The sequence below is a fragment of the Pseudomonas sp. Yb2C2 genome (assembly GCF_052112325.1).
Lineage (GTDB): Bacteria > Pseudomonadota > Gammaproteobacteria > Pseudomonadales > Pseudomonadaceae > Aquipseudomonas > Aquipseudomonas marginalis.
Map to the genome: position 1 here is coordinate 45,664 of NZ_JAVAJK010000003.1, position 24,519 is coordinate 70,182.

The window sequence follows — 24,519 nt, forward strand, 5'->3', positions numbered from 1 at the left end:
TGAGAGTGGATCTCAATATAAAGCTCGAACCCCTGGACGGCATTGCACAGAATAGCCAGACTGTTTCGCAATCCGGCCAACTTGCGACCCGCGCCATGAAGCACCACCGTCTTGATCTGCTCGACCCGTTGATGGCCAAGGACGCCGACCTGTTCCCCCGCGCCGTGGTGGCCGTGGGCGCCACCAGCACGTCGGACACCTGGGAACATGCCCAGCACGCCCACCGCAAGGGCCAGTTGATGTACACCCTGCGCGGGGTCATCCACTGTGAAATCGAAGCGGGGATCTGGATCGTGCCGCCCCAGTGCGCATTATGGATTCCCGGCGGTACGCCCCATGCTGCGCGCGGGTCTGGCGAGGCCGAGGTGTATTGCCTGCTGATCGACCCCGACGCCGCCCACGCCCTGCCGCCGCAATGCTGCACCCTGGCCGTGTCCGGGTTGCTGCATGAGCTGATCAGCAAGGCCGTCAGCTTCCCGCAACTCTATGACGAGGCCGGCGCCCAAGGCCGCTTGATCAACACCTTGCTGGATGAACTGGCCGCCGCACCGATCGAAGCCCTGCACCTGCCCATGCCCCAGGACGCCCGCTTGCGCCGCCTGGCCAACAGCCTGCTGGCCGACCCGACCGACAAAGCCACCCTCGGTCAATGGGCCGTGCGCATCGGCATGAGCGAGCGCAGCATGACGCGCCTGTTGCTGGAGGAATTGGGCCTGAGTTTCGGCCGCTGGCGCCGGCAGTTGCATGTAATCCTGTCCCTGCAACGGCTGGCCAAGGGTGAAAGTGTGCAGCGGGTGGCACTGGACCTGGGTTATGAAAACGCCAGCGGTTTCATCACCATGTTCCGCAAGGCGGTGGGCCAGCCGCCGGCGCGTTACCTGGCGGACCGTGCGGGGGTGCTCAGCCCAACCATCCAAACCATTGCGCTGAAAGACGCCCACTGACTACCAGTTTTCGCCCAACCCCAGCAGGCCCATTATCTGCCGCCGCAGGTCCACCAGGTAAGGATCATCCCGGTGCCGTGGATAGGGCCTATCGATGCTCAACTGTGCCTGGATCTTCGCCGGGCGGTCGCTGAACACAATCACCCGGTTAGCCAGCAGCAAGGCTTCTTCCACATCGTGGGTCACCAGCAGCGCCGTGTAGCCCTGGCGCTGCCACAGGTCGATCAGTTCCTTTTGCATGGTGATGCGGGTCAGGGAGTCGAGTTTGCCCAAGGGTTCGTCGAGGATCAGCAATCGCGGCTGATTGACCAGTGCACGGGCCAACGCCACCCGCTGGGCCATGCCGCCGGACAATTGCCGAGGATAGGCACGGGCGAACTGGCCGAGGCCGACCTTGTCCAGGGCCTCATCGACTTTGGCCGAATGGGTCTTGAGCAGGCCTTGGGCTTCCAGGCCGAGGGCGACGTTGTCCCACACCCGGCGCCATGGGTACAGGGTCGGGTCCTGGAATACCACCACACGGCTCGGGTCCGGCCCGGTGATGGGTTCGCCATCGGCCAACAGTCGTCCGGCGTCCGCCGGTTCCAGCCCCGCCACCAGGCGCAGCAAGGTGGACTTGCCGCACCCCGAAGGCCCGAGTAAAGCCACAAACTCTCCCGGCGCCACGTCCAGGGACACCCGCTCCAACACGGGCAAATGCTGGCCGTCCAGAGCAAAACCATGGCTGAGGTTTTCTATGCGCAGCGCCAATCCTTCCGAAGCCGATACCGCGTGTGCCAGGGCTACCATTTCATCGCTCCTTTCTGCCAGGCCAGCAACCGATCACGCACCAGGAACAACCCGGTGATCAACCCCGAACAGGCCAGCGCCATGATCAGCAGTGCGGCGTACATGTTCGCGTAGGCGGCCCAGCCCTGGGCCCATTGCAGGTACCAGCCGATGCCGGATTTGACCCCCATCATTTCCGCCACCACCAAGGTGGAAAACGACGCGCCCAGGCCCATGAACAGGCCGACGAAGACGTGGGGCAGCGCGGCGGGAATCGCTACTTTGAAAATCAGAAAACCCGGCCGGGCGCCGAGGGTGCGCGCCACGTCGTAATAGGCCTTATCGACGCTGGCCACGCCGGACCAAGTGAGCACCGTGACCGGAAACCAGGTGGCCAGGGCGATCAAAAACACGCTCGCACTCCAACTGCTGGGAAACAGGAAAAAACACAGCGGCAACAACGCCGTCGATGGCACCGGGCCGAGGATGCGCAGCACCGGGTGCAGCCAGTAGCCGATAAGCGTGGACCAGCCAATGGCGACGCCGGCGACAAACCCGGTGGCCGCGCCCAGCGCCACCCCCGAGCCCAGCAGCAGCGCCGAATGCAGCAGGCTGTCGGCCAGGCGTGCGTAGTCTTCGATATACACCGCGAGCAAGGCTTGGGGTGGTGCGAAGAACGGCACCGGCAACAGCGCAAGCTTGGCGGTGAGCAATTCCCAGAGGCCCAGCAGCACCGGCAAGGCGATCAGCCAGGGCGCGGCCCTGCGCAAGCGCAGCGCGAGTGTCGACAGCCTGCGCCCCAGCAGGCTCAGCACAATAAACAACGCCGCCACGCCCAAGCAGAGGTTGGCCAGGCCCTGGGTCATCGGCCAGTTGCGCACCGCGTTGGGCCAGTAACTGATCAGCAGCGCGACGGCCACCCAGGCCGTCACCACCGCCGCGCCTTGCCACCCGAGCTTGAGCGCCACAGGCGGGTTGAGGACGGTTGCGTCAGTTGAAGACATCGGCAGTGATCTCCTTGGCAAACGCTATCGGGTCGGTGCCTTTGCTGATCACTTCCACGGTTTTCAGGTCGGTGACGTAGGTGGTGATCTCCTGGGTCAGCGCCGCGCCGACCGCGTGGTGGCCGTGGGTGTGGTCGTGGAGGATCGCCTGGACTTCTTCGGTGGAGGTGTTCAGTGCGTAGGCCTGGAAGCCTTTGGCGACGTCCTCCGGGTGCTGCACGGAATAGTCATGGGCCTCCAGGATCGCCTGGGTCAGCGCCGCGACCACGCGCTTGTCTTCGCGGACCAATTTGCCGGTGACGCCGACCACGCAGCAACTGAGATTGGCGTATTCCTCCACCAGGTTGGTGGACAGCTCCCGCGCCACGCCGGACTTGATCAGACGGTACATGAACGGATCACTGCCGCTCACCGCCTGCACTTCACCACGCTCCAGCGCCGTGCCGAGCAGATCGGCCGGGTACAGGCGCCACTCCACATCGCGCACCGGGTCGACGCCGTGTTTTTTCAGCAGGATCGAAAAGAAATTGCGGTCCGGGCTGGCCATGTCGGTGACGCCTATGGCCTTGCCCTTGAGGTCTTCCAGCTTGCTCACGCCGCCGTTGGCGGCACTGAGCAACCGCAGGCAACCGCCATGGGTGCCGGCGGTGAGCTTCACGTCAAAGCCCTGCTCCAGGGCCTTGAGCCAGCGCAGCGCCATGCCCACGCCTGCGTCGGCCTTGCCGGTGGCGATGGCTTCCAGCAAGACCTCGGTGGAGTTGCCGAAGTTGACCAGTTCCACGTCCAGGTTGTGCTTGGTGAAGAAGCCCTGCCCATGGGCGATCACCACCGGCGCCAGGCACACCGCGTTGAGGTTGACTGCCAGTTTGAGTTTGCGCGGTGCGTCGAGGCGGATGAACTCACCGGTGCCGGCAGGCTCCTGGGCGGTAGTGTGGCCGGCGTGTGCGTCGGCGGAAAAACCCAGGCGCGGCAGCGACAGGCTGGCCAGGGTGAGGCCGGCCAGACCCAGCAGGCGGCGACGGGTCAGGTGATCAAAAGCAGCCATGCGAACTATCCCTATTTAATGGATCAGCCCACTCCAAAGAAGGGCCGAAAGCGTCAAAAAAACCATTTTGATTATATTAATGACTGACTTTTATGAAAGAACCATATAATTCTATGGTTATGCCTGATGGGCAGGAAGCGGATGAAAGCGCCCTAAGCTCAGATCGAAAGAGTATTTATCGAATGGTTTTTAGATCATTAAGCTTGGGCATATTTCGTTGAAAATCGAGCCTACCATGCCCCTTCGTCGTCCCCTCGCCGCTGTATTAGGATTGCTGGCTTTTTCCGTCGCTGTCAGTGCGCAAGCCCAGGAAACCGTGCGCATCGGTTACCAGAAATCCTCCACGCTGATCACCCTGCTCAAGACCCAGGGCACCCTGGAGAAAGCCCTCAAGGCCGACAACATCGAGGTGAGCTGGCATGAGTTCCCCAGCGGCCTGCCGCTGCTGGAAGCGCTGAACGTCGGCAACGTGGACATCAGCGCCGACGTGGCCGACACCGTGCCGATCTTCGCCCAGGCAGCCCAGGCCAAACTCACCTACTTCGCCCAGGAATCGCCCTCGCCTTCGGCCCAGGCCATCGTGGTACGCAAGGACTCGCCGATCCAACAGTTAGCGGATTTGAAGGGCAAGAAGATCGCGGTGACCAAGGCCGCCGGCACTCACTATCTGTTGATTGCCGCGCTGGCCAAGGCCGGCCTTGCATTCTCGGATATCGAGCCGGCTTACCTGTCGCCGGCCGATGGCCGCGCGGCGTTCGAGAACAACAAGGTGGACGCCTGGGTCACCTGGGAACCCTTCCTCACCAGCGTGCAGCGGCAACTGCCGACGCGCACCCTGGCGGATGGTGCTGGGCTGGCGAGCTACAAGCGCTATTACCTGACCGGCACGCCGTACGCCAAGGCGCACCCGGAAGTGTTGAAGGTGGTGTATGGGGAATTGGAAAAGACCGGCAAGTGGGTGAAAGCCCATCCGCAAGAAGCAGCGAAAGTGCTCGGCCCGCTGTGGGGCAACCTGGATGTGGCCACGGTGGAAGCGGCGAACGCGCACCGCAGTTATCAGGTGCAGCAAGTGACGGTGGATCAGTTGGGTGAGCAGCAGAAAATTGCCGATGCGTTCTTCAAGGCGGGGTTATTGCCCAAGGCGGTGGATGCCAAGGATGTGCAGACCTGGCGGCCTTGAAGGCGGGTGTGATCTCAATGTGGGAGGGGCGGTGCGACGATTCGACAAGCCCGCTCACCACAACAGCCCTATCTGCCGGACGTTCAGTGTTGAGTCAACGTTATGTAGATCCCTATGCTCATCGGCGGCAAGCCCCTCCCACAGTTGGTTTGCATATGCGGTTAGAGGAGTGTTCGGGCTAGAGCCTTTTTCCACTCTGAGTAACGCTCCGCCATCGCCGGATCCTCCTGCGGCTCAAAGCGCTCGCGCTGGCGCTCCAACTGCCCCAGCGCCGCATCACTCGCCCACACCCCCAACGCCCGTCCCGCCAGGTGCGCGGCGCCCAATGCCGAAACCTCCGGCGACAGGCTGCGCACCACCGGGCGTTGCAGCAGGTTGGCGAGGAACTGCATCAGCCAGCGGTTGCGCGTGGCGCCGCCATCCACCCACAGTTCCTTGAGCGGGCTGCCGATGTCTTGCTGCATGGCTTCGAACACATCGCGAATCTGATAGCCGATGGATTCCAGCGCCGCGCGCAGGATGTGCGCGCCGGACGTGGCTTCGGTCAGCCCGCAGATCAGCCCACGGGCGTCGGCCTTCCAGTGCGGTGCGCCGAGGCCGGACAGCGCCGGGACAAAATACACGCCGCCGTTATCCGGCAATTGCGCGGCCTGTTCGGTCAGCGCATCCAGGGATTCTCCCGCCACCAGCTTCGACGCCCACTGCACGGCAGCGCCGGTATGGACGATATTGCCTTCCATGCCGAAAGTAGGTTGGCTGCCATCGTGCCAGGCCAGGGTGGTCGACAGGCCATGGGTGGAGGCAATCGGCCCGCCCATGGGCGTCATCAAGGACGAACCAGTGCCGAGGGTGGCCTTGACCAGCCCCGGCGCGAAACCGCCCTGCCCGTACAGCGCCGCATGGGAGTCGCCGATCATCGACATCACCGGGATGCCGGCGGGCAAGCCGCCCAACGCGACGGTTTCGGCGAAGAAACCGGCGCTCGGCCGGATCGGCGCCAACGCCGCAGCCGGAATGCCGAACAGCGCCAACAGCTCAGGATCCCAGGCGCAGGTGTGCAGGTTGAACAGTTGGGTGCGTGCGGCGTTGGAATAGTCGGTGGCGAACACCTGGCCGCCGCTGAGTTGCCACAACAGCCAGCTGTCGACGGTGCCCAGGCAGATATCGCCTGCAGCAGCGCGGGCGTGACCATCCTCAAGGTGATCGAGAATCCAGCGGAACTTGCCCGCCGAGAACATCGGGTCCAACGCCAGCCCGGTCTTTTCCAGGATCAGCGCTTCATGACCCTGCTCATGCAGTTGCGTGCACAACGCCGTAGAGCGTCGGCACTGCCAACTGATGCACGGCGACAATGGCTCACCGGTATGCCTATCCCAAGCCACCACCGATTCACGCTGGTTGCTGATGGCCAACGCAGTGATCGGACGGTCCACCTGGGCCAGGCATTCTTCAATCGCAGCCAACGTGTTTTGCCAGATCAGCAGCGGGTCCTGCTCGGAAAACCCGACCTGGGGATGGCTGATGCTCAAGGGTCGCGAACCGCGCGCAATCACCTGGCCAAGTTCGTTGACCAGCACCGCCTTGGCGTTGCTGGTGCCTTCATCTATCGCCAGGATCAGCGGGGTATTGTTATTCATTGAATTCACCGCAACCGAGTGGCAGCCGCCACGATCCCAGCCGCGTCGATGTTATGCAAGGCGCGGGTCGGTTCGCGGGCACCGGCGGCGGCGTACTCGCCATCGCCGATACCCAGGCGGATCAGGGCAATGCCCAACCCGGCTTCGGCCAGCACTTCGGCGACCAGGCTGCCGACGCCGCCATTGATGTTGTGTTCCTCCACACTGATGACCGCGCGGGTGCCGCTCAAAGCGCTGAGCAACACATCACGCTGCAAGGGCCGGATCGACGACAGGTTGATCACCTGCGCCTGGATGCCCTGCTCCGCCAGCAATGCCGCTGCATCCACCGCTTCATGCACCACCGAGCCCAGGGCCACTATGCTCACATCGGCGCCCTGGCGCAGGATGTCTACCTGACCGGGCACAAACTGATAATCGGCGCCGTGCACGTCGGGCAAGGCTTTGCCGTCGAGGCGGATATACACCGGGCCGTGGTAGCGCAGCGCGTAATCGACGATCTGCCGGCACTCGACGGCATCGGCGGGGGCGAAGATCTGCACATTGCCAAACCCGCGCATCACCGAAATATCGTCGAGGCTGTGGTGGGTGCTGGCAAGCGGGCCATAACTGGTGCCGGCATTCAGGCCGAACATCTTCACGTTGGCCTGGTTGTAGCAGACGTCCACCTTGATCTGCTCATTGGCCCGCGAGATCAGGAACGGCGCCGCATTGCAGGTGGCGGCGATCTTGCCGCCCAGGGCCAGGCCCGCCGCGACGCTGACCAGGGATTGCTCGGCAATGCCCACATTGATCAGCCGCTCGGGAAACCGCTGGGCAAACGGGCCGATCTTGGCCGTGGAGGTGGAGTCGCTGACCACCGGCACTACGTCCAGCCCGGCATCCACGGCAGCGATAAACGCTTGCACCATGACGCTCGCCAAATGTTCACTCGCCATGGTTCAACTCCTCCAGTGCTGCGTTGATTTCATCACCCTTGGGCACGCGGTGGTGCCATTCGGGGCGGGCTTCGATAAACGACACGCCCTTGCCTTTAATGGTGTGGGCGATCAGCACCTGGGGCGCGCCGGTCTTGGTCTGCATGCTTTCCAGGGCTTCGATCAATTGGCCGACATCGTTACCGTCGCACTCGCTGACGCGGAAGCCAAAGGCCGCCCATTTCACGTCCAGTGGGTCCAGCGGCATGATCTCGGCGGTCAAACCGGCAAGCTGCAGCTTGTTCTTGTCGACGATCACAAACAGGTTATCCAGGCCGTACTTGGCCGCCGCCATCGCCGCTTCCCAGTTGGAGCCTTCGGCCAGTTCGCCGTCACCGGTGAGCACGTAGATGCGCTTGTTGCTGCCGGACATCTTCGCCGCGAGGGCCAGCCCGACCGCCACCGGCAAACCGTGGCCGAGGGCGCCGGTGTTCAGTTCGATGCCGGGGGTTTTCTGGCGTACCGGGTGGCCGGGCAGGTGCGAGTTGAAGTGCTGGTAGGTGGGCAGCCACTCGGTGGGGATGTAGCCCGCCTGCGCCAGGCAGCAGTACAAACCGCCCACGCCGTGGCCCTTGCTCTGGATATAAATATCGCGCTCGGGGTCTTCGGTGCGTTCCGGGCCGGTGTTGAGGACGCGGAAATACAGGGTGGCGAGGATGTCGGTTTCGGAAAGATCCGCCCCGGTGTGCCCGCCGGCCGGTGAGTCGGCGTTCAGGCGGATCACATGGCGACGAATCAGGCGGGCCTGTTCCTTGATCTGGTGGGCGTCGTACTGGAAGGCATTCATGCAGCGGCTCCTTTGAGGCTGACCACGCGGGGTGAAAGTGTCCAAGGCTGTCTTTGAATATTTATTCAGCAGTGACAATATATTTCTATTTAGACGCCGATCCTCCGGCAGGTCAAGTGAGCGAACCGCCGAAAAATCAAATAAAACTCGGAAATCCCCCTCGGACAAACGGCCAAAATCCCACGCCGGCTCCTCTAGACCGTGGCTTTGCGCCGGGCAAAAACACCGTTTCAGCGGCAGGCAAGAAAAATTAAGCGCTTGACTTTGACACGGTGTCACTGGAATCTGAATTAACAGTCAGGCACGCATAAATATTCAAGAAGCCTGAAGCACTCCAAAAAAAATAACTCAGGAGAACACTGTGGACGCCAAAGCTATTGTCCAGCACCCGGCCGAACTCAAGCCGCCACCTCGCCCACGTATTGTCAAACTGCTGCCCAGTAATATCGGCGGCCCGTTGATCGGGCTGGTGCTGCTGGTGCTGGTCTTCTCCTTCAGTTCCGAATTCTTCTTCTCGTTGCGCAATGGCCTGAACATCCTCGATCAGGTCACGGTGCTGGGCATCCTGGCGATCGGCATGACGGCGGTGATCGTGATCGGCGGCATCGACCTGTCGGTCGGCTCGGTGCTGGCCTTCTCGATGATGATGCTCGGCTGGCTGTATCAGGATCAGGCGGTGCCCCTGGGCTTTGCGATTCCGATCTCGATTGCCAGCGGCATGCTCGCCGGGCTGGTCTCCGGCGCGTTGATCACCTACGCCAAGCTGCCACCCTTTATTGCCACGCTGACCATGATGTCGGTGGCCCGTGGCCTGGCGAATATCCTCACCGAAGGCCGGCAGATCGTCGGCTATCCGGACTGGTTCACCAGCCTGGCGACGGTGCGTCACTTCGGTTTCCTCTCGGCCACCGTGGGCCTGTTCCTGGTGATGCTGGTGGTGGCCTGGGTGTTCCTGCGCTTTCGTGCCGGCGGCCGCAACCTCTACGCCATGGGCGGCAGCCCGGAAGTGGCACGGCTGTCGGGCATCAAGGTGCGGGCGATTACCCTCTGGGTGTACGCCATCAGCGGTGCGCTGGCCGGCATCGCCGCCGTGACCCTGGCCGCGCGCCTGGACTCCTCGCAACCGAGCGCCGGGCTGAGCCTGGAGCTGGACGCCATCGCCGCCGTGGTGATTGGCGGCGCAAGCCTCAGTGGCGGCGTCGGCAGCATCGGCGGCACCCTGGTGGGCGTACTGATCATTGGCGTATTGCGCAATGGCCTCAACCTGCTGGGGGTTTCGCCCTTTATTCAACAAGTGGTGATCGGCGTGGTCATCGCCCTCGCCGTCACCATCGACACCCTGCGACGCCGCTCCAGCACTGCCCGTTAAACCTGTTCGACAGTTGACACCCTCCAACAATAAAACCAGGAGTCACCGACATGTTCAGCCCCAAGAAATTGCTGTTGGCCACCGCTCTCGCCGCCGCCACCCTCACCGTTGCCGGCACCACCTGGGCCAAGGATTTGACCATCGGCCTGGCCGTGGCCAACCTGCAGGCCGACTTCTTCAACCAGATCAAGCAATCGGTGGAAGCCGAAGGCAAAGCCAAGGGGGTCAAGGTGATCACCGTGGACGCCCAGGGCAACTCCTCCACCCAGGTCAGCCAGATTGAAGACCTGATCACCCGCCAGATCGACGTGCTGATCTACATCCCGGCCGGTGCCACCGCCGCCGGTGTGCCGGTGAAAGCCGCCAAGGCTGCGGGCATCCCGGTGATCGCCGTGGACCGCAACGCCCCCGACGCACCGGGCGACACCTTTATCGCCAGCGACAGCGTGGCCGGCGCCAAGACCCTGGCCGAGTACGTGGGCAAGATCACCGACGGCAAGGGCCGCATCGCGATCCTGCAAGGCCAGATCGGTACCACCCCCGAGAATGATCGCGCCAAAGGCTTTGAAGAGGGCCTGAAAGCCTTCCCGGACCTCAAGGTCGTCGCCCAGCAACCAGCTGAATGGGCCCAGGACAAAGGCTTCGCCGTGGCCCAGGACCTGCTCCAGCGTGACCCGAACATCACCGTGTTCTTCGGCCGAGCCGATGCCATGGCCTTGGGCGCTGCCCAGGCGGTGAAAGTCGGCAACCTCGATCACAAGGTGGTCGTGGTCGGTTTCGACGGCGACGTGGCCGGGCTCAAGGCCGTGCAAAGCGGTGTGCTGAACGCGACCATGACCCAGCAGACGCAGAAAATGGGGCGCCTGGCCGTGGCCTCGGCCATCGACCTCAAAGCCGGCAAGACCCTGCCCAAGGAGCAGTTGTTGCCCACCGTGCTGACCACTAAAGAAAACGTCGCGCCGTTCCTGCAACAGCACCCGTAAGCCTTGGAGGTCGTCATGCAAGCAGCAGCCGTTGACACCGCTCGATCAGACGCGGTGCTGTGCCTGCGCAATATCAGCAAGGCCTACGGGCCGGTGCAGGTGTTGTCGCAGGTCAACGTGGACATTCGCCCCGGTGAAGTACTGGCCCTGCTCGGTGAAAACGGCGCGGGCAAGTCGACCTTGTCGTCGATCATCGCCGGGCTGGTGCAACCGGAAGCCGGGGGCAGCATGACCTGGCTCGGCGCGCCCTACGCCCCCGCTTCACCGGGGGCCGCGCTGGGGGCCGGGATCGGCCTGATCCACCAGGAAATCCGCCTGCTGCCGCAACTGTCGATTGCCGAGAACATCTTCGTCGGCCGCCTGCCCATGCGCCGTGGGCGGGTGGACCGCGAGTACATGGAGGCCCAGGCGCAGATCCAGTTAGAGCGCCTGGGGCTCAAGGTGCCGGCCTCGCGCAAGGTCGAAGGCCTGAGCGTGGCGGCCCAGCAACTGGTGGAAATCGCCAAGGCGCTGACGCTGAAGGCCAGCCTGTTGATCCTCGATGAACCCACCGCCGCATTGGGTGGCGAGGAAACCGAGCTGCTGTTCAAGCAGGTGGAACGGCTGAAGGCCGAGGGTGTGTCGTTTATCTATATCAGCCACCGCCTGGAAGAGATCGCACGCATCGCCGACCGCGTGCTGGTGCTGCGCGACGGTCGCCAGATCGCCCTGCATGCCACGGCCCAGGTGCCGGTGCGGGAGTTGGTGGAGCAGATGGTCGGGCGCAGCCTGGAGCGGATCTTTCCTGCGTTGCAGGCGCCCCAGGAGCAGGTGATGTTGCAGGTCAAGGAGTTGAGCTGCCGTGAGTTTGCCTTGCACGGCATCGACTTCAGCGTGCGTGCCGGCGAGGTATTCGGCATTGCCGGGGTGGTCGGCGCCGGGCGAACCGAGCTGGTGCGTACCATTGCCGGCGCGGCCCAGGATATTCGCGGCCATATGGTGCTGGATGGCGAGGTCCGCCAGTTGCGCTCGCCCTTCGAGGCGATCCAGGCCGGCGTGGTGCTGGTGCCCGAAGACCGCAAGCAGCAAGGCGTGGTGGTGGAGCATCGCATCGAAGACAACCTGATTTATGGCAACACCGACCTGCTGGATAAACGCGGCTGGGTGTTCCCTGCCCCACTGCGCGAATTCGCGCGCACGGCGGTGGCGCGACTGGGGGTCAAAGGTGCGCCGCAGTCGCGGATTTCCAGCTTGTCCGGCGGTAACCAGCAGAAGGTGATCATTGCAAAGTGGCTGGCGCGCAACCCCAAGGTGTTCATCCTCGATGAACCCACACGCGGCATCGACGTGGGCGCGCGGGCGGCGATTTATGAAGTGATCGCGGACCTGGCGGCCAAGGGCATGGCGGTGATTGTGGTCAGTTCCGATCTGGATGAAGTGTTGGGCTTGTCCCATCGGGTGATGGTGATGAGCCGAGGGCGGCAGATGGGGATTCTGGAGCGTGGCGAGGCCACTCCGGTTGCGGTCATGGAAATGGCCACCGCCTAGGAACCCGGTCCTCACAAACAATGGCGATCAAATGTGGGAGGGGGCTTGCCCCCGATTGCGGTGGGTATCTACACAACGTTGGCTCGGCGCTGAACGCTCGGCAGATAGGGCTGCTGTGGTGAGCGGGCTTGCCCCGCGCTGGGGCGCGAAGCGGCCCCAAAACCAGGCACCTCGGTGTGTCAGTTAAAAACACATCGCCTGTAATGGGGCTGCTTCGCAGCCCAGCGCGGGACAAGCCCGCTCACCACACGAGAACTCGCCAGTCTCTGAAAATTATGTAAATACCTATGCCCCGATGAGGGAGTGTCAGTAGATGCATCTGTAACTGAACCACTGCTATCGGGAGCAAGTCGAGTCGTCGCACCGCCCTTCCCACGGGGGATCTACTGTGATTTCAAAAATTGGAGTTATTCATGCAGCTTTTTAGTCTTCAAGGCCAAGTGGCCTTTGTTACCGGCGCCGGCAGCGGCATTGGCCAGGCTATCGCCGTCGGGCTCGCCGAAGCCGGCGCCGATGTAGCCTGCTTTGATCTTCCGGGCAGCCCCGGCATTGCCAGCACGGTAGAACGCATCCAGGCCCTGGGCCGGCGCGCCTTGGCGTTGAGCGGTACCGTCACCGAGCGAGCTGCCCTGGATGCAGCGGTCGCGCACACCGAGCATGAGCTCGGCCCGCTCAGCGTGGCCGTCAACTGCGCCGGCATCGCCAATGCCCAGGCCGCCGAAGACCTGGAGCTGCAACGCTGGCAAACCACCCTGGACATCAACCTCACCGGCATCTTCCTCAGCTGCCAGGCCCAGGCTGCGGTGATGTTGCCGCGTGGCAAGGGCGCTATCGTCAATATCGCCTCCATGTCCGGCAGCATCGTCAACCGCGGCCTGTTGCAGGCGCACTACAACACCTCCAAGGCCGGGGTGATCCACCTGAGCAAAAGCCTGGCGATGGAATGGGCCGACAAAGGCCTGCGCGTCAACTGCATCAGCCCCGGCTACACCGCCACGCCGATGAACTCACGCCCGGAAGTCGCCGACCAGGTGAAGATCTTTGAACAGACCACGCCCATGGGCCGCATGGCCAGCGTGGACGAAATGGTCGGCCCGGCGATTTTCCTGGTCAGCCAGGCCTCGTCTTTCTGCACCGGTGTCGACCTGCTGGTCGATGGTGGTTTTGTCTGCTGGTAAGGAGTTTTGTCATGTCGCAACGTTTCAGCGGTAAAACCATCGTGATCACCGGCGCCTGCCGTGGCATCGGTGCCGGCATTGCCGAGCGCTTCGCCCAGGAAGGTGCCAACCTGGTGCTGGCCTCCAACGACCTGGAGCGCGTGACATTCACCGCCGACCAACTGGCCCGGGAATACAAGGTCGACACCCTGGCCCTGGGCATCGACGTGACCCGCGAAGAAGACATCGAAACCCTCTACCGCGAGGGTCACGCACGCTTCGGCAGCATCGACGTGTCAGTGCAGAACGCCGGCATCATCACCATCGACCACTACGACAAGATGCCCCGCGCCGACTTCGACAAGGTGCTGCAGGTCAACACCACCGGCGTGTGGCTGGGCTGCCGGGAGGCGGCCAAATACATGGTCAAGCAAGGCAGCGGGCGCTTGATCAACACCTCGTCCGGCCAGGGCCGCCAGGGGTTTATCTACACCCCGCACTACGCCGCCAGCAAAATGGGCGTGATCGGCATTACCCAGAGCCTGGCACTGGAACTGGCGCGGCATAACATCACGGTCAACGCGTTCTGCCCCGGCATCATCGAAAGCGAGATGTGGGACTACAACGACCGCGTGTGGGGCGAGATCCTCAGCACCGACGAAAAACGCTACGCCAAGGGCGAGTTGATGGCCGAATGGGTCAGGAACATCCCCCTGCGCCGGGCCGGCAAGCCCTCGGATGTCGCCGGCCTGGTGGCGTTCCTGGCCTCGGATGACGCGGCCTACCTGACCGGCCAGGCGATCAATATCGACGGCGGCCTGATCATGTCGTAAGGGTTTGGTATCCTCACCCGCATTGATGTCATCACTGAGGCCTTCATGAGCCAGATCGAAGAACAGCGCCTGATCACCAAGATCGCGAGCCTCTATTACGAAGACGGGCTCAAGCAGTCCGAGATTTCCGCCCAGCTGGACCTGTCCCAATCCTTTATCAGCCGTGCCCTGCGCCGGGCGCTGCAGGAAGGCGTGGTGAAGATCAGCGTGATGCGCCTGCAAGGCCTGCACCTGGAGCTGGAAAACCAATTGCAACGCCGCTACGACGTGCGCCAGGTGATCGTGGTGGAAGCCACCGAGCCCGGCAACGATGAAAGCATCAAGCAAGCCATCGGCTCGGCGGCTGCCCACTACCTGGAGACCAGCCTGTCGCCCCAGGACCATATCGGCATTTCGTCGTGGAGCAGCACCATTCGCGCCATGGTCGGCCACCTGCATGCCCAGCCGGGCAAACAAGGCGCCCAGGAAGTGGTACAACTGTTGGGCGGCGTCGGCCACAAAGGCGCGTTTGAAGCCACCCTGCTCACCCAGCGCCTGGCCACCCTGCTCAACTGCCCGGCGTTCCTGCTGCCGTCGCAAAGCATCGAGCAATCGGTGGAAAGCAAACAGCGCATCGTGCAGATGGAAGAGGTCAAGGAAGTGCTGCAACGCTTTGACAGCATCACCCTGGCGATCGTCGGCATCGGCGACCTGGAACCCTCACAGTTGCTGCGCAACAGTGGCAACTACTACACCGAGGACATGCTGCGCCTGCTGGCCGAGCGCGGTGCCGTCGGCGATATCTGCCTGCGCTACTTCGATGCCCAGGGCAAGCCGGTGCTGGAGGAAGATGAAGAATTCGTGGTCTCGGTGGCGCTGCCCAAGTTGCGCAGTATCCACCGCGTGCTCGGCCTGGCCGGCGGGCTGAACAAGGTCCAGGCCATTCGTGGCGCGCTCAAGGGCGGCTACCTGGATATCCTGATCACCGACCTGGACACCGCACAGGCCCTGAACCACTAACCCTATTTCTGGAGACTGCCGCTCATGACGTCCAAGCTCGAACAACTCAAGCAATTCACCACCGTGGTCTGCGACACCGGCGACCTCGAAGCCATCAGCCGCCTGCGCCCGGTGGACGCCACCACCAACCCGTCGCTGCTGCTCAAGGCCGCCGCGATCCCGGAATACGCCGAGCTGCTGCGCAATGCCGTCAACCTGGCCAAGGGCGACGTCGGCCTGGCCTGCGACCACTTCGCGGTGTCCGTCGGTGCCGGCATTTTGAAGGTTATCCCCGGGCGTATTTCCACCGAAGTCGACGCGCGCCTGTCCTTCGATGAAGACGCGCTGTGGGCCAAGGCCAACCAGTTGATCGCCCTGTACGACCAGGCCGGTATCAGCCGCGACCGCGTGCTGATCAAACTCGCCTCCACCTGGGAAGGCATCCGCACGGCCGAACGCCTGGAAAAAGCCGGCATCCAGACCAACCTCACCCTGCTGTTCTCCTTCGCCCAGGCCCAGGCCTGCGCCGATGCCGGGGTGTTCCTGATCTCACCGTTCGTGGGCCGCATCTACGACTGGTACCGCAAGAACACCGGCCTGGACTACACCGGCGCTGATGACCCAGGCGTGCAATCGGTGACGCGCATCTACAACTACTACAAGGCCAACCAGATCAACACCGTGGTGATGGGCGCAAGCTTCCGCACCCTCAGCCAGATCGAACAGCTGGCGGGGTGCGATCGCCTGACCATCAGCCCGGAGCTGCTGCAGAAGCTCGACGAAGACCAGGGCACGCTGGCGCGCAAATTGGTGCCGGTGACCGAAGGCGAAGCGCGTCAGCCAATGAACGAAGCGCAGTTCCGCTGGGCGTCGAATGAAGATGCGATGGCCACGGAGAAGCTGGCGGAAGGGATTCGACAGTTTGCGCGGGATCAGGAAAAACTCGAGGCGGTGTTGTCGGCGCTATGACCCCCGTCCAGCCGCTCGGCCAGTCGCGCACCTTGGTGTTCCTGGCCTACCCGCAAATGGGCCTGCTCGACCTGACCGGTGCCCAGACCGTGTTCTGGGCTGCCACCAAGGCCATGGTCGAGCGTGGCCTGCCGGGCTATGTGGTGCACACCGCCAGCCTGGCGGGCGGCTTGATGCCAACGGCCGAAGGATTGAGCGTCGACACCCTGCCATTGGCGCAATTTGACCCCGCCGCCCTGGACACCTTGATCGTACCCGGCGCCCCCGCCATTCAACAGGCGCTGGCCGCCAACACCGACCTGGTGGACTGGCTGCGTCACGCCTCCACTCGGGCCCGGCGCACGGCCTCGGTGTGCAGCGGCACCTTCCTGCTGGCCCAGGCCGGCTTGCTCCAGGGCCGGCGTGCTGCCACGCACTGGGCGATGTGCGACATGCTCAAGCGCGGGTTCCCCAGCATCGATGTGGACATGGACGCGATCTTTGTCCAGCAAGGCAATGTGTGGACGTCGGCAGGCGTGAGTGCCGGCATCGACCTTGCGCTGGCGTTGGTAGAGGCCGATTGCGGGCGTCACGTCGCCCTGCAAGTGGCACGGGAACTGGTGGTGTTTCTCAAAAGGCCTGGCGGCCAGGCCCAGTTCAGCCAACTGCTGCAAGCCCAGACCGACGACACTGCCGGTTTCGATGCGTTGCACCTGTGGATCGCCGACAACCTCAGCGACCGCGAGCTTACGGTGGAGCGCCTGGCGGAACAAAGCCGCATGAGCCCGCGCAACTTCGCCCGGGTCTACAAGCAAAAAACCGGGCGCACCCCGGCCAAGGCCATCGAGTTGTTTCGCGTGGAGGCGGCGCGGCGCCTGCTGGAAGACTCCCAGCGCAACATCGACCAGGTGGCGCACCTGTGTGGCTTTGGCGATGAAGAGCGCATGCGCTACACCTTCCATCGCCACCTTGCGATTTCCCCTCGCGACTACCGCGCGCGCTTTTCCCGCTGACGGCAGGCCGCTTGGCAGTTATTCAGGGTTTTCTGTCCTACCCGCCAAACCGCGGCGCTCTTAGAGTAGGCCGGTAACGCATTGCGCCTTGAGCAATCGTATCGACCTGGTCCCTGGAGCATCCCCATGAAGCAGCACATCCTTATCATCGGCGCCGGGTTCGGCGGTGTCTGGAGCGCCTTGAGCGCCGCGCGCCTGCTGGATAAACATGATCGCCATGACGTGCAGATCAGCGTCCTGGCCCCACAGCCGGCGCTACGTATTCGCCCACGTTTCTACGAGGCCGAAGTGCATGCCATGCAGGCACCGCTGGGCCCATTGTTTGCGGCAGTCGGCGTGGACTTCATCGAGGGCGCCGCCGACCGCATCGATGAACACGGCAAGCAGGTGACCTACCGCAACGCAGCAGGCATCCCCACCACCCTCAAGTACGACCGCCTGGTGCTGGCCGCCGGCAGTCGTCTCAATCGCCCGCAGATGGAAGGCCTCCAGCACGTGTTCGATGTGGACCAGATCGAAGACGCCACGCGCCTCGAAGCCCATATCAAGGGTTTGAAAAACCTGCCCGACAGCCCGGCACGCAACACCGTGGTGGTGGCCGGCGGCGGGTTTACCGGGATCGAGACCGCCACCGAAATGCCGGCACGCCTGCGCGCAGCACTGGGTGACGACGCCACTATCCGTGTGATCGTGGTGGACCGTGGCCCGCAGATCGGGGCATCCATGGGCGATGGCATTCGCCCGTCCATCGTCGAAGCCAGCCAACACCTGGGCCTCGAATGGCGATTGAACACCTCCGTGGCCGCGGTGGATGCCGGCGGCGTGACCCTGGCCGATGGGCAGCGCATCGAGTCCAGCACCGTGATCTGGACCATCGGCTTTCGCGCCAACCCGCTGACCGAACAGGTCAGCGGCACCCTTGACCCCCAGGGCCGCCTGCATGTGGACGGCAACCTCAAGGTGAAGGGCCAGGCCGATGTCTTTGCCGCCGGTGATGTGGCCTACGCCGCCACCGACGACCTCGGTCACTTCGCCGGCATGTCCTGCCAGCACGCCATCGCCCTGGGCCGCTACGCCGGCAACAACGTCGCCGCCGACCTGATCGGCGTGGCCCCGATGACCTACAGCCAGCCCAAATACGTCACCTGCCTCGACCTCGGGGCCTGGGGCGCGGTGTACACCGAGGGCTGGGATCGTCAACTCAAGCTGGTGGGCCAGGAAGCCAAGGAGCTCAAGCAGCAGATCAACACGGTGTGGATCTACCCGCCAGCCGCAGAACGGGCCACCGCCCTGGCGGCGGCTGACCCGCTGATTCCGGTGGCCTGACGCCCCACACCCGGTGCCCGCCAGCCCACTGTTTGCTGGCGAGCATAAATGCCAGGAGCGATCAGGCTCGCTCCTGCCTCAGCTTTGCGCGACACCCGTCCCAAACTTGCGAATCGCCAGGCAATACCCGATCAATGCCAGCGCCGCCAGCAACCCGCCCGCCAGGCCGACCCAGGCGAAGCCGAAGTGGCTGCCGACCCAGCTGCCCATCAGGGCGCCGCCGCCGATGCCGATGTTGTAGATGCCGGAGAACATCGCCATGGCCACGTCGGTGGCGTCCGGGGCCAGCACCAGCACCTTGGACTGCATGGCCAGGCCGAAGCCCATGATCGCCATGCCCCAGAACACACTGAGGATCACCAGGTACGACTCGGCGCCGCTCAAGGGCAGCATCAGCGCCAGGCACGCGGCCAGGATAAACACCGCGCCGACCACAAACAGGTGGGGGTTGAAGCGGTGCACCAGGCTGAACAACAGCGAACCGATGATACCCGCGCCGCCGAACACCAGCAGGATCAGGGTCACCGCGCTGCCGCTCATGCCGGCCACGCCTTCGACGAAGGGTTCGATGTAGCTGTAGGCGGTGAATTGCGCGGTCACGGTCATGGCGGTGAGCACATACAACGCCACCAGCGCCGGACGCTTGAACAGCAGTGGCAGGCTGCGCAGGGAACCGGAGTTCTGGCTCGGCAGCAACGGCAAGGTGCGCGCCAGCCAGAACACCAGGGCGGCGGCGAAAGCACCGATCACCAGGAACGTGGTGCGCCAGCCCATGGCTTCGCCGAGCAGGCGGCCCAGGGGAATGCCCAGCACCATCGCCAGGGACGTGCCGGTGGCGAGCAGTCCGAGGGCTTGCACCTGCTTGCCTTCCGGCGCCAGGCGCACCGCCAGGGAGGCGGTGATCGACCAGAACAGTGCATGGGACAAGGCAATGCCGACGCGACTGACCATCAACAGGCCGAAGCTGGTGGCGACGCTGGACAAGATGTGGCTGGCGATAAACAGGCAGAACAGCACGATCAGCAGCTTGCGCCGCTCGATGTTGCGGGTCAGCAGCATCACCGGCAGCGAGGTCAGGGACACGATCCAGGCGTAGATGGTGAGCATCAGGCCGACGCTGGACACGGGCATGTCGAAGCTGGCGCCAATCGCGCTGAGCAGCCCGACGGGGACGAATTCAGTGGTATTGAACACAAACGCGGCCAACGCGAGGGCGATGACCGGTTGCCAGTTGGCTTGGGGGGTTGCGGCTGAAATGCTCATTTACAGGTCGTCGTACTCGGTTTCCGCGCGGGTCAAGGCGGCCCAATGCCAGCCCTTGAGCAGCGCGGAAAAATAGTAACACGGACCTTCAAGGATCCACCTGTGCCATCAGTTCCGGGATTGACTCCGGCCGCTTGGCATAACGCTGCGCCAACGCCGCACAGACCATCAACTGGATCTGGTGAAACAGCATCAACGGCAAAATCAGCACGCCCATGCTCGCCCCGGCGAACAGCACCTGGGCCATCGGCACGCCAGTGGCCAGGCTTTTCTTCGAGCCGCAGAACAGGATGGTGATGCGATCTTCCTGGTTAAAGCCAAAAGCCTTGCCCAACAGGGTGGACGCCACCAGCACCAAGGCCAGCAACACGCAGCAGGCCACCACCAGGCCGCCCAGTTCCCACAGCGGGATCTGGTGCCAGATGCCTTCGTTGACCGCTTCGCTGAACGCGCCGTACACCACCAGCAGGATCGAACCCTGGTCGACGAACTTCAGCCAGGCTTTATTGCGCCCCACCCACGCGCCAATCCAGCGGCGGGCGATCTGCCCGGCGATAAACGGCAGCAGCAGTTGCACGCTGATTTTCAGGATCGCATCGACGGTGGAGCTGCCCTCGCCGTGCACATTGAGCAACAGCGTCACCAGCAACGGCGTGAGGAAGATGCCGAACAGGCTGGAGGCCGCCGCGCTGCAGATCGCCGCCGGGATATTGCCCCGCGCCAGCGAAGTAAAGGCAATCGCCGATTGCACCGTGGCCGGCAAGGCGCAGAGATAAAGCATGCCCATGTACAGGTCTTTGCCGATCAGCGGCGACAACACCGGTTTGAGCGCCAGGCCCAGCAGCGGGAACAGTACAAAAGTCAGGCTGAACACCAGCAGGTGCAGGCGCCAGTGGCCCGCGCCGGCGACGATGGCCTGGCGCGACAGCTTGGCGCCGTGCAAAAAGAACAATAGCGCGATGGCCAGGTTGGTGACCCAGCCGAAGGCCACGGCGGTCTGGCCGCTGGCGGGCAGCAGGGAGGCGAGGATCACCGTGGCGATCAAGGTCAGGGTGAAGTTGTCGGGCAGAAAACGGGGGCGAGTCATAAGCGAATCTTCCGGGGGTTGCCAAGAGCGTCATGGCGACTCTAACGTAACGCCTTGTTACCGACTAACGCCAATGAGCCAGTAAATGCCGCCTAAAGGACATGCCAATACCGTACGTCGCAGTGTGCCTGGGCTTTCCAGCCTGCCACGGCCGGTGTATGGGCGCACCGAATCGCTGCCCAACCGTGCGCTGACCCGCCGGCACAGCCACCCGTGGGTGCAATTGTCCTACGCCATTTCCGGGGTGCTGGAGATCCAGACCAGCGCCGGCCGCTTCGTCGCACCGCCCCAGCGGGCGGTGTGGATCCCGGCGGGCATGCCGCATCGGGTGTACAGCTCGCCCCATACCGAGATGCGCAGCCTGTACCTTGATTGCAGCGTCACCGCCTGGGCCGCAGAGCGCTGCCAGGTGCTGGAGGTAAGCAGCCTGCTGCGCGAGTTGATCCGCAGTTTCAGCGAGCTGCCGGTGGAATATGCCGAGGATGGCCCGGATGGGCGCTTGGCCCAGGTGGTGCTGGACCAGTTAGCGGCAGCGCCCCAGGTAGACCTGATGCTGCCCTTGCCGCTGGACCCGCGCCTGCGGCAAATCTATCGCAGCCTGAACCTGCACCCGGAACAGCAGACCACCCTGGGGCACTGGAGCCAGAAGCTAGGGGTGAGTGAGAAGACGCTGAGCCGGTTGTTCTTGCGTGACACCGGCCTGACGTTTCGGGCCTGGCGCCAGCGTTTAAGGTTACTGAGCGCCCTGCCCGCCCTGGAGCAAGGCGAGCGGGTGACGGATGTGGCGTTGAACTGTGGCTATGAGTCCACCTCGGCGTTTATCAACGCGTTTCGGCAGCAGTTCGATGCCACGCCGGGTGAGTTCTTCCGCTGACACTTCAAACGCTGAACGTGCCACAGTTACAGTGTTCCTCCTTAACTGACCGGTATTAGGGCAAGCCCCCTCCCACAAAGTTGAGCGTATTTCCAATGGGGATCGACGTTCAGCTGCCGTTACCGCCATGAGCCTCTTCGAAAAAGTAGTCCTTCCAGCTCGCCGCCTTGTTTTTCAGTACGCCCAATTCCTGCAATTTCTCGGCATAGATATAGGTACGCTGCGGCACGATGGTGAAGTCGATTTCCGGGTCCTGGACGATTTTTTCCACCAGGTCCAATGGCAGCTTCGACTGTTCTACGCGGATGTACGCCTTGGCCGCTGCGGGTTTGTCGGCCTTGATGATCTGCTCGGCTTCGGCCAGCGCGGCGTAGAACGCCTGGTAGGTCTTGGGGTTTTCGTCGTGGAATTTCTGCGTGGTGTACAGCACGTTGAACGTCGCCGGACCGCCAAGGATGTCGTAGGAACTGAGCACCTTGTGCACATTGGGGTTCAACAGTTCCTGGTACTGGAACGGCGGGCTGGAGAAGTGCGCGTTGATCTCCGAACCACCGGCAATCAACGCGGCGGTGGCATCGGGGTGGGCCAGGCTGATGGAGATGTCATCGAACTTCTTGTAGTTGGCATCGCCGAACTGCCTGGCGGTTTCAATCTGTAAGGTCCGCGACTGGAAACCCACCCCAGCAGCGGGCACGGCGATGCGGTCTTTCTCGGTGAAGTCCTTGAGAGTCTTTACCTTGGGGTTGTTGGTCAACAGGTAGTTGGGCATCGAGCCCAAGGAGGCGATGGCCTTGACGTTCTGCTTGCCCTTGGTGCGGTCCCACAGGGTGAGCATCGGCGGCACACCGGCGGACACCACATCCAGAGCGCCGGCCAGCAGCGATTCGTTCATGGCGGTGGCGCCGGAAATGCTGTTCCATTCCACCTGGATGTCCAGGCCCTGGGCCTTGCCGTGTTTTTCGATCAGGTGCTGGTCGCGCACCACATCGAGGATCAGGTAGCCGATGCCGAATTGCTGGGCGATGCTGATCTTGCCTTCGGCCTGGGCACCAGGGCTGAGCAAGACGCTGGCGGCGGCGAGGGACGCGGCCAGGAGAGTCAGGGAGGAACGCTTGAACGTCATGGGGAATCTGCCGCGTTTTCGAGAAGGTGATGGAGCGTAGCCGCGGTTTTTTAGACAGCAAAAGAATATCTGGGTCTATTGTTATGCAAATACCCCTAAAACGGCGCGCGGCTGGTATCGTGCCGCGCTTTGAAAAAACTGCCGCACACTGTGAGGAACTGCACGTTGAACACTGACGAAAAAATGACCGGGGACCTGTTCGAGGTGGATAAGCGCCTGTCACTCAAACCCGTGGTGGACTTCAACAGCTACCTGCGCAGCGCTTTCGGCGACGGCCCGTGCACCTGCATACGCTGCACCGCCAGCGGCGGTGACGAAACCGGCTACGCGTTCCAGCACACCTTCAGCTTCGACGGCAAACCGACCCAGCGCCGCTTTGCCTCCACGGCGGGCAGTGATGTGTTGATGGCGCTGAAAAAGGCCTGGTTGTCCTTCACCAAGGCTGAGCTGCCTTCGAGTGGCCCGCTGGCGCTGGAGACGGTGAAGGAATTTGTCGAGCCGCAGTTGCACAAGCGCCTGGTGCCGCTGTTTCTGGCCAGTGGTTTGGCCAAGGATGTCGACGGCGAGTTGCACCTGCAGCCACAAGCCACGGCCTGACGCCTTCTCCCTGAATCAAATCGTCGCGTAGCAGCTGTCGAGCCCAAGCGAGGCTGCGTCGGCCGCGACTAGAACCTGAATCGGCAGCGCGCCTGACGCAGCCTCGCTTGCGCTCGGCAGCTGCTACGGGGGATAGATGAGCGTCAGCGCAAACGGGTGACGGTGAGCGCCACCACGGCGATCCGCTCCACACGCTCATAGCCGGGCTTTTCCAGCTCTTCGCCGAACACATCGGGGTCAAGTTCGCGGTAGGTCCACCCAAAGGCATCGCTGTCCAGCAACGGCGTGACGGCGGCCAGGAACGGGTCTTCCCCGGCGACAATCGCCACGCCGGTGTAGAGCACCAGGCTGCCGCCCAGGGCCAGGCGCCCAACGGCCTCGCCGGTGATGCGCACCGACAGTTGCTCGCCCAGTGCCCCGCCGCCATGCCGGTAGGCACGCTGGCGGTCGTCGTTCATATAGGGCGGGTTGGCGACGATCAGGTCGAACGTGCCTTCGACGCTGCCCAGTACATCGCTGTGGTACGCGGTGACGTTCGCCAGCCCGGCCAGCTCGGCATTCACTGCCGTCAGGCGCAAGGCGCGCGGGTTGATGTCCACCGCCAGCACCTCGGCGTCAGGCCGCGCACGGGCGACCACCAGCGCGCCCACACCGGCGCCGCAGCCGATGTCCACGGCGCGTTTGATCGGCTCGACGCGCTGTTGCAGATGGGCTTCGATCAGTTGGGCAAACCGATAGCTGTCAGGCCCGAAAAACACCGCGTCCGCTTGCGTGGTGGGGTATGCCGAGTGGGCAAACAGCAGGTCGTCCAGGCTCGACCAACGCACCGCACTGCGCCACAGCGCCTCGTGTTTTTCGACCACATCGGCCTGCTGCAGCTCCTCTCGAAACGCCTCCGGCAACAGCTCGCGGTCAAACGGCAGCGACCAGCCGAAGACATCCCGCAGGTCCTTCGCCAGCGGCGCCCCCTGGCGCTGGAAAAACCGTTCATGGGTCAAGGGCGTTGGCGTGATGAAGCGGTAGCCATTTTCCTTCAACCCCCGGCCCAGGTTCAGCAGGGCGCGGTCGGCGAGTTGTTGTGCAGACATGGATGATTTCC

General features: G+C 63.4%; 23 protein-coding genes. 13 read left to right on the plus strand and 10 right to left on the minus strand.

The genetic code is table 11. From position 1 onward, the window contains the following. Positions 1–95: 95 nt before the first annotated feature. Positions 96–944, plus strand: coding sequence for an AraC family transcriptional regulator (locus Q8X51_RS04480; RefSeq protein WP_407694083.1), 849 nt, complete (start codon positions 96–98; stop codon positions 942–944). On the opposite strand, the gene Q8X51_RS04485 is transcribed toward Q8X51_RS04480, so the two are convergent. From Q8X51_RS04485 to Q8X51_RS04495, 3 genes are read right to left on the minus strand one after another with little or no spacing between them, the layout of a single operon-like run. Beyond that, positions 945–1,733 (minus strand): ABC transporter ATP-binding protein, encoded by a 789-nt coding sequence (locus tag Q8X51_RS04485; protein ID WP_223016394.1) that lies wholly within the window; start codon positions 1,731–1,733, stop codon positions 945–947. After that, the gene (locus Q8X51_RS04490; protein ID WP_407694084.1) at positions 1,727–2,716 is read right to left on the minus strand and encodes an ABC transporter permease; all 990 of its coding nucleotides are present in this window, start codon (positions 2,714–2,716) and stop codon (positions 1,727–1,729) included. Before Q8X51_RS04490 ends, Q8X51_RS04485 begins: the two co-directional genes overlap by 7 nt. Continuing rightward, a complete protein-coding gene (locus tag Q8X51_RS04495; RefSeq protein ID WP_065948092.1) occupies positions 2,703–3,761 on the minus strand; it encodes an ABC transporter substrate-binding protein in 1,059 nt (352 codons plus the stop codon). The genes Q8X51_RS04490 and Q8X51_RS04495 overlap by 14 nt, the downstream gene beginning before the upstream one ends. Before the next feature lie 235 nt (positions 3,762–3,996). On the opposite strand from Q8X51_RS04495, the gene Q8X51_RS04500 reads away from it, so the two are divergent. After that, positions 3,997–4,941: an aliphatic sulfonate ABC transporter substrate-binding protein gene (locus tag Q8X51_RS04500; RefSeq protein ID WP_407694085.1), complete on the plus strand. Its 945-nt coding sequence runs from the start codon at positions 3,997–3,999 to the stop codon at positions 4,939–4,941. Positions 4,942–5,102: 161 nt separating this feature from the next. Here Q8X51_RS04500 and Q8X51_RS04505 read toward each other — a convergent pair whose 3' ends face one another. Genes Q8X51_RS04505 through Q8X51_RS04515 form a run of 3 tightly spaced genes read right to left on the minus strand, consistent with a single transcriptional unit; the run spans position 5,103 to position 8,342 of the window. After that, positions 5,103–6,578 carry an FGGY family carbohydrate kinase gene (locus tag Q8X51_RS04505; RefSeq protein ID WP_407694086.1) on the minus strand — a complete coding sequence of 492 codons (1,476 nt, stop codon included), beginning with the start codon at positions 6,576–6,578 and terminating at the stop codon, positions 5,103–5,105. 5 nt (positions 6,579–6,583) lie between these two features. Further along, complete coding sequence (locus Q8X51_RS04510; protein ID WP_065948089.1) at positions 6,584–7,516, minus strand: transketolase family protein; 933 nt, start codon at positions 7,514–7,516, stop codon at positions 6,584–6,586. After that, complete coding sequence (locus tag Q8X51_RS04515) at positions 7,506–8,342, minus strand: transketolase (RefSeq protein WP_065948088.1); 837 nt, start codon at positions 8,340–8,342, stop codon at positions 7,506–7,508. Before Q8X51_RS04515 ends, Q8X51_RS04510 begins: the two co-directional genes overlap by 11 nt. 361 nt (positions 8,343–8,703) lie before the next feature. Between Q8X51_RS04515 and Q8X51_RS04520 the strand changes: the two genes are divergently transcribed. The 9 genes from Q8X51_RS04520 (at position 8,704) to Q8X51_RS04560 (ending at position 18,476) form a co-directional block, all read left to right on the plus strand. Then, a complete protein-coding gene (locus tag Q8X51_RS04520; protein ID WP_027607262.1) occupies positions 8,704–9,711 on the plus strand; it encodes an ABC transporter permease in 1,008 nt (335 codons plus the stop codon). 50 nt (positions 9,712–9,761) lie between these two features. Next, a complete protein-coding gene (locus tag Q8X51_RS04525) occupies positions 9,762–10,694 on the plus strand; it encodes a sugar ABC transporter substrate-binding protein (protein WP_065924581.1) in 933 nt (310 codons plus the stop codon). Between the two features lie 15 nt (positions 10,695–10,709). Further along, complete coding sequence (locus tag Q8X51_RS04530) at positions 10,710–12,221, plus strand: sugar ABC transporter ATP-binding protein (protein ID WP_315872067.1); 1,512 nt, start codon at positions 10,710–10,712, stop codon at positions 12,219–12,221. A gap of 413 nt (positions 12,222–12,634) precedes the next feature. Beyond that, entirely contained in the window at positions 12,635–13,399 is a 765-nt protein-coding gene (locus tag Q8X51_RS04535; RefSeq protein WP_065924579.1) for an SDR family oxidoreductase, read from the plus strand. Positions 13,400–13,410: 11 nt separating this feature from the next. Further along, complete coding sequence (locus tag Q8X51_RS04540; RefSeq protein WP_065924578.1) at positions 13,411–14,211, plus strand: SDR family oxidoreductase; 801 nt, start codon at positions 13,411–13,413, stop codon at positions 14,209–14,211. Between the two features lie 45 nt (positions 14,212–14,256). Next, entirely contained in the window at positions 14,257–15,210 is a 954-nt protein-coding gene (locus Q8X51_RS04545) for a sugar-binding transcriptional regulator (protein WP_074847093.1), read from the plus strand. Between the two features lie 24 nt (positions 15,211–15,234). Beyond that, positions 15,235–16,158, plus strand: a complete 924-nt coding sequence (tal, locus tag Q8X51_RS04550; protein WP_065924576.1) for a transaldolase — start codon at positions 15,235–15,237, stop codon at positions 16,156–16,158. After that, complete coding sequence (locus Q8X51_RS04555) at positions 16,155–17,150, plus strand: GlxA family transcriptional regulator (protein WP_074847094.1); 996 nt, start codon at positions 16,155–16,157, stop codon at positions 17,148–17,150. The genes tal and Q8X51_RS04555 overlap by 4 nt, the downstream gene beginning before the upstream one ends. Before the next feature lie 126 nt (positions 17,151–17,276). Further along, on the plus strand, positions 17,277–18,476 hold the full coding sequence (locus Q8X51_RS04560; protein ID WP_065924574.1) for an NAD(P)/FAD-dependent oxidoreductase: 1,200 nt from the start codon (positions 17,277–17,279) through the stop codon (positions 18,474–18,476). 78 nt (positions 18,477–18,554) lie between these two features. Here the strand turns inward: Q8X51_RS04560 and Q8X51_RS04565 are convergent, their stop codons facing one another. Next, positions 18,555–19,739, minus strand: coding sequence for a sugar transporter (locus tag Q8X51_RS04565; RefSeq protein ID WP_074847096.1), 1,185 nt, complete (start codon positions 19,737–19,739; stop codon positions 18,555–18,557). Positions 19,740–19,827: 88 nt separating this feature from the next. After that, positions 19,828–20,826: a bile acid:sodium symporter family protein gene (locus Q8X51_RS04570; protein ID WP_027607273.1), complete on the minus strand. Its 999-nt coding sequence runs from the start codon at positions 20,824–20,826 to the stop codon at positions 19,828–19,830. 85 nt (positions 20,827–20,911) lie between these two features. Here Q8X51_RS04570 and Q8X51_RS04575 point away from each other — a divergent pair, with 85 nt between their 5' ends. After that, the gene (locus Q8X51_RS04575; protein WP_074847098.1) at positions 20,912–21,700 is read left to right on the plus strand and encodes an AraC family transcriptional regulator; all 789 of its coding nucleotides are present in this window, start codon (positions 20,912–20,914) and stop codon (positions 21,698–21,700) included. A gap of 109 nt (positions 21,701–21,809) precedes the next feature. Here the strand turns inward: Q8X51_RS04575 and Q8X51_RS04580 are convergent, their stop codons facing one another. After that, positions 21,810–22,823: an ABC transporter substrate-binding protein gene (locus tag Q8X51_RS04580; RefSeq protein WP_065924570.1), complete on the minus strand. Its 1,014-nt coding sequence runs from the start codon at positions 22,821–22,823 to the stop codon at positions 21,810–21,812. Positions 22,824–22,988: 165 nt separating this feature from the next. Here Q8X51_RS04580 and Q8X51_RS04585 point away from each other — a divergent pair, with 165 nt between their 5' ends. Further along, complete coding sequence (locus tag Q8X51_RS04585) at positions 22,989–23,420, plus strand: hypothetical protein (RefSeq protein ID WP_065924569.1); 432 nt, start codon at positions 22,989–22,991, stop codon at positions 23,418–23,420. A gap of 143 nt (positions 23,421–23,563) precedes the next feature. Here the strand turns inward: Q8X51_RS04585 and Q8X51_RS04590 are convergent, their stop codons facing one another. Beyond that, positions 23,564–24,508, minus strand: a complete 945-nt coding sequence (locus Q8X51_RS04590) for a methyltransferase (RefSeq protein ID WP_407694087.1) — start codon at positions 24,506–24,508, stop codon at positions 23,564–23,566. Positions 24,509–24,519 lie beyond the last annotated feature (11 nt).

What these genes read in the sequence shown, in the direction of transcription:
- Q8X51_RS04480 (WP_407694083.1), top strand. Translation starts at nt 96, where the DNA reads ATGAAGCACCACCGTCTTGATCTGCTCGACCCGTTGATGGCCAAGGAC.
- Q8X51_RS04485 (WP_223016394.1), bottom strand. Translation starts at nt 1,733, where the DNA reads ATGGTAGCCCTGGCACACGCGGTATCGGCTTCGGAAGGATTGGCGCTG.
- Q8X51_RS04490 (WP_407694084.1), bottom strand. Translation starts at nt 2,716, where the DNA reads ATGTCTTCAACTGACGCAACCGTCCTCAACCCGCCTGTGGCGCTCAAG.
- Q8X51_RS04495 (WP_065948092.1), bottom strand. Translation starts at nt 3,761, where the DNA reads ATGGCTGCTTTTGATCACCTGACCCGTCGCCGCCTGCTGGGTCTGGCC.
- Q8X51_RS04500 (WP_407694085.1), top strand. Translation starts at nt 3,997, where the DNA reads ATGCCCCTTCGTCGTCCCCTCGCCGCTGTATTAGGATTGCTGGCTTTT.
- Q8X51_RS04505 (WP_407694086.1), bottom strand. Translation starts at nt 6,578, where the DNA reads ATGAATAACAATACCCCGCTGATCCTGGCGATAGATGAAGGCACCAGC.
- Q8X51_RS04510 (WP_065948089.1), bottom strand. Translation starts at nt 7,516, where the DNA reads ATGGCGAGTGAACATTTGGCGAGCGTCATGGTGCAAGCGTTTATCGCT.
- Q8X51_RS04515 (WP_065948088.1), bottom strand. Translation starts at nt 8,342, where the DNA reads ATGAATGCCTTCCAGTACGACGCCCACCAGATCAAGGAACAGGCCCGC.
- Q8X51_RS04525 (WP_065924581.1), top strand. Translation starts at nt 9,762, where the DNA reads ATGTTCAGCCCCAAGAAATTGCTGTTGGCCACCGCTCTCGCCGCCGCC.
- Q8X51_RS04530 (WP_315872067.1), top strand. Translation starts at nt 10,710, where the DNA reads ATGCAAGCAGCAGCCGTTGACACCGCTCGATCAGACGCGGTGCTGTGC.
- Q8X51_RS04535 (WP_065924579.1), top strand. Translation starts at nt 12,635, where the DNA reads ATGCAGCTTTTTAGTCTTCAAGGCCAAGTGGCCTTTGTTACCGGCGCC.
- Q8X51_RS04540 (WP_065924578.1), top strand. Translation starts at nt 13,411, where the DNA reads ATGTCGCAACGTTTCAGCGGTAAAACCATCGTGATCACCGGCGCCTGC.
- Q8X51_RS04545 (WP_074847093.1), top strand. Translation starts at nt 14,257, where the DNA reads ATGAGCCAGATCGAAGAACAGCGCCTGATCACCAAGATCGCGAGCCTC.
- tal (WP_065924576.1), top strand. Translation starts at nt 15,235, where the DNA reads ATGACGTCCAAGCTCGAACAACTCAAGCAATTCACCACCGTGGTCTGC.
- Q8X51_RS04555 (WP_074847094.1), top strand. Translation starts at nt 16,155, where the DNA reads ATGACCCCCGTCCAGCCGCTCGGCCAGTCGCGCACCTTGGTGTTCCTG.
- Q8X51_RS04560 (WP_065924574.1), top strand. Translation starts at nt 17,277, where the DNA reads ATGAAGCAGCACATCCTTATCATCGGCGCCGGGTTCGGCGGTGTCTGG.
- Q8X51_RS04565 (WP_074847096.1), bottom strand. Translation starts at nt 19,739, where the DNA reads ATGAGCATTTCAGCCGCAACCCCCCAAGCCAACTGGCAACCGGTCATC.
- Q8X51_RS04570 (WP_027607273.1), bottom strand. Translation starts at nt 20,826, where the DNA reads ATGACTCGCCCCCGTTTTCTGCCCGACAACTTCACCCTGACCTTGATC.
- Q8X51_RS04575 (WP_074847098.1), top strand. Translation starts at nt 20,912, where the DNA reads ATGCCGCCTAAAGGACATGCCAATACCGTACGTCGCAGTGTGCCTGGG.
- Q8X51_RS04580 (WP_065924570.1), bottom strand. Translation starts at nt 22,823, where the DNA reads ATGACGTTCAAGCGTTCCTCCCTGACTCTCCTGGCCGCGTCCCTCGCC.
- Q8X51_RS04590 (WP_407694087.1), bottom strand. Translation starts at nt 24,508, where the DNA reads ATGTCTGCACAACAACTCGCCGACCGCGCCCTGCTGAACCTGGGCCGG.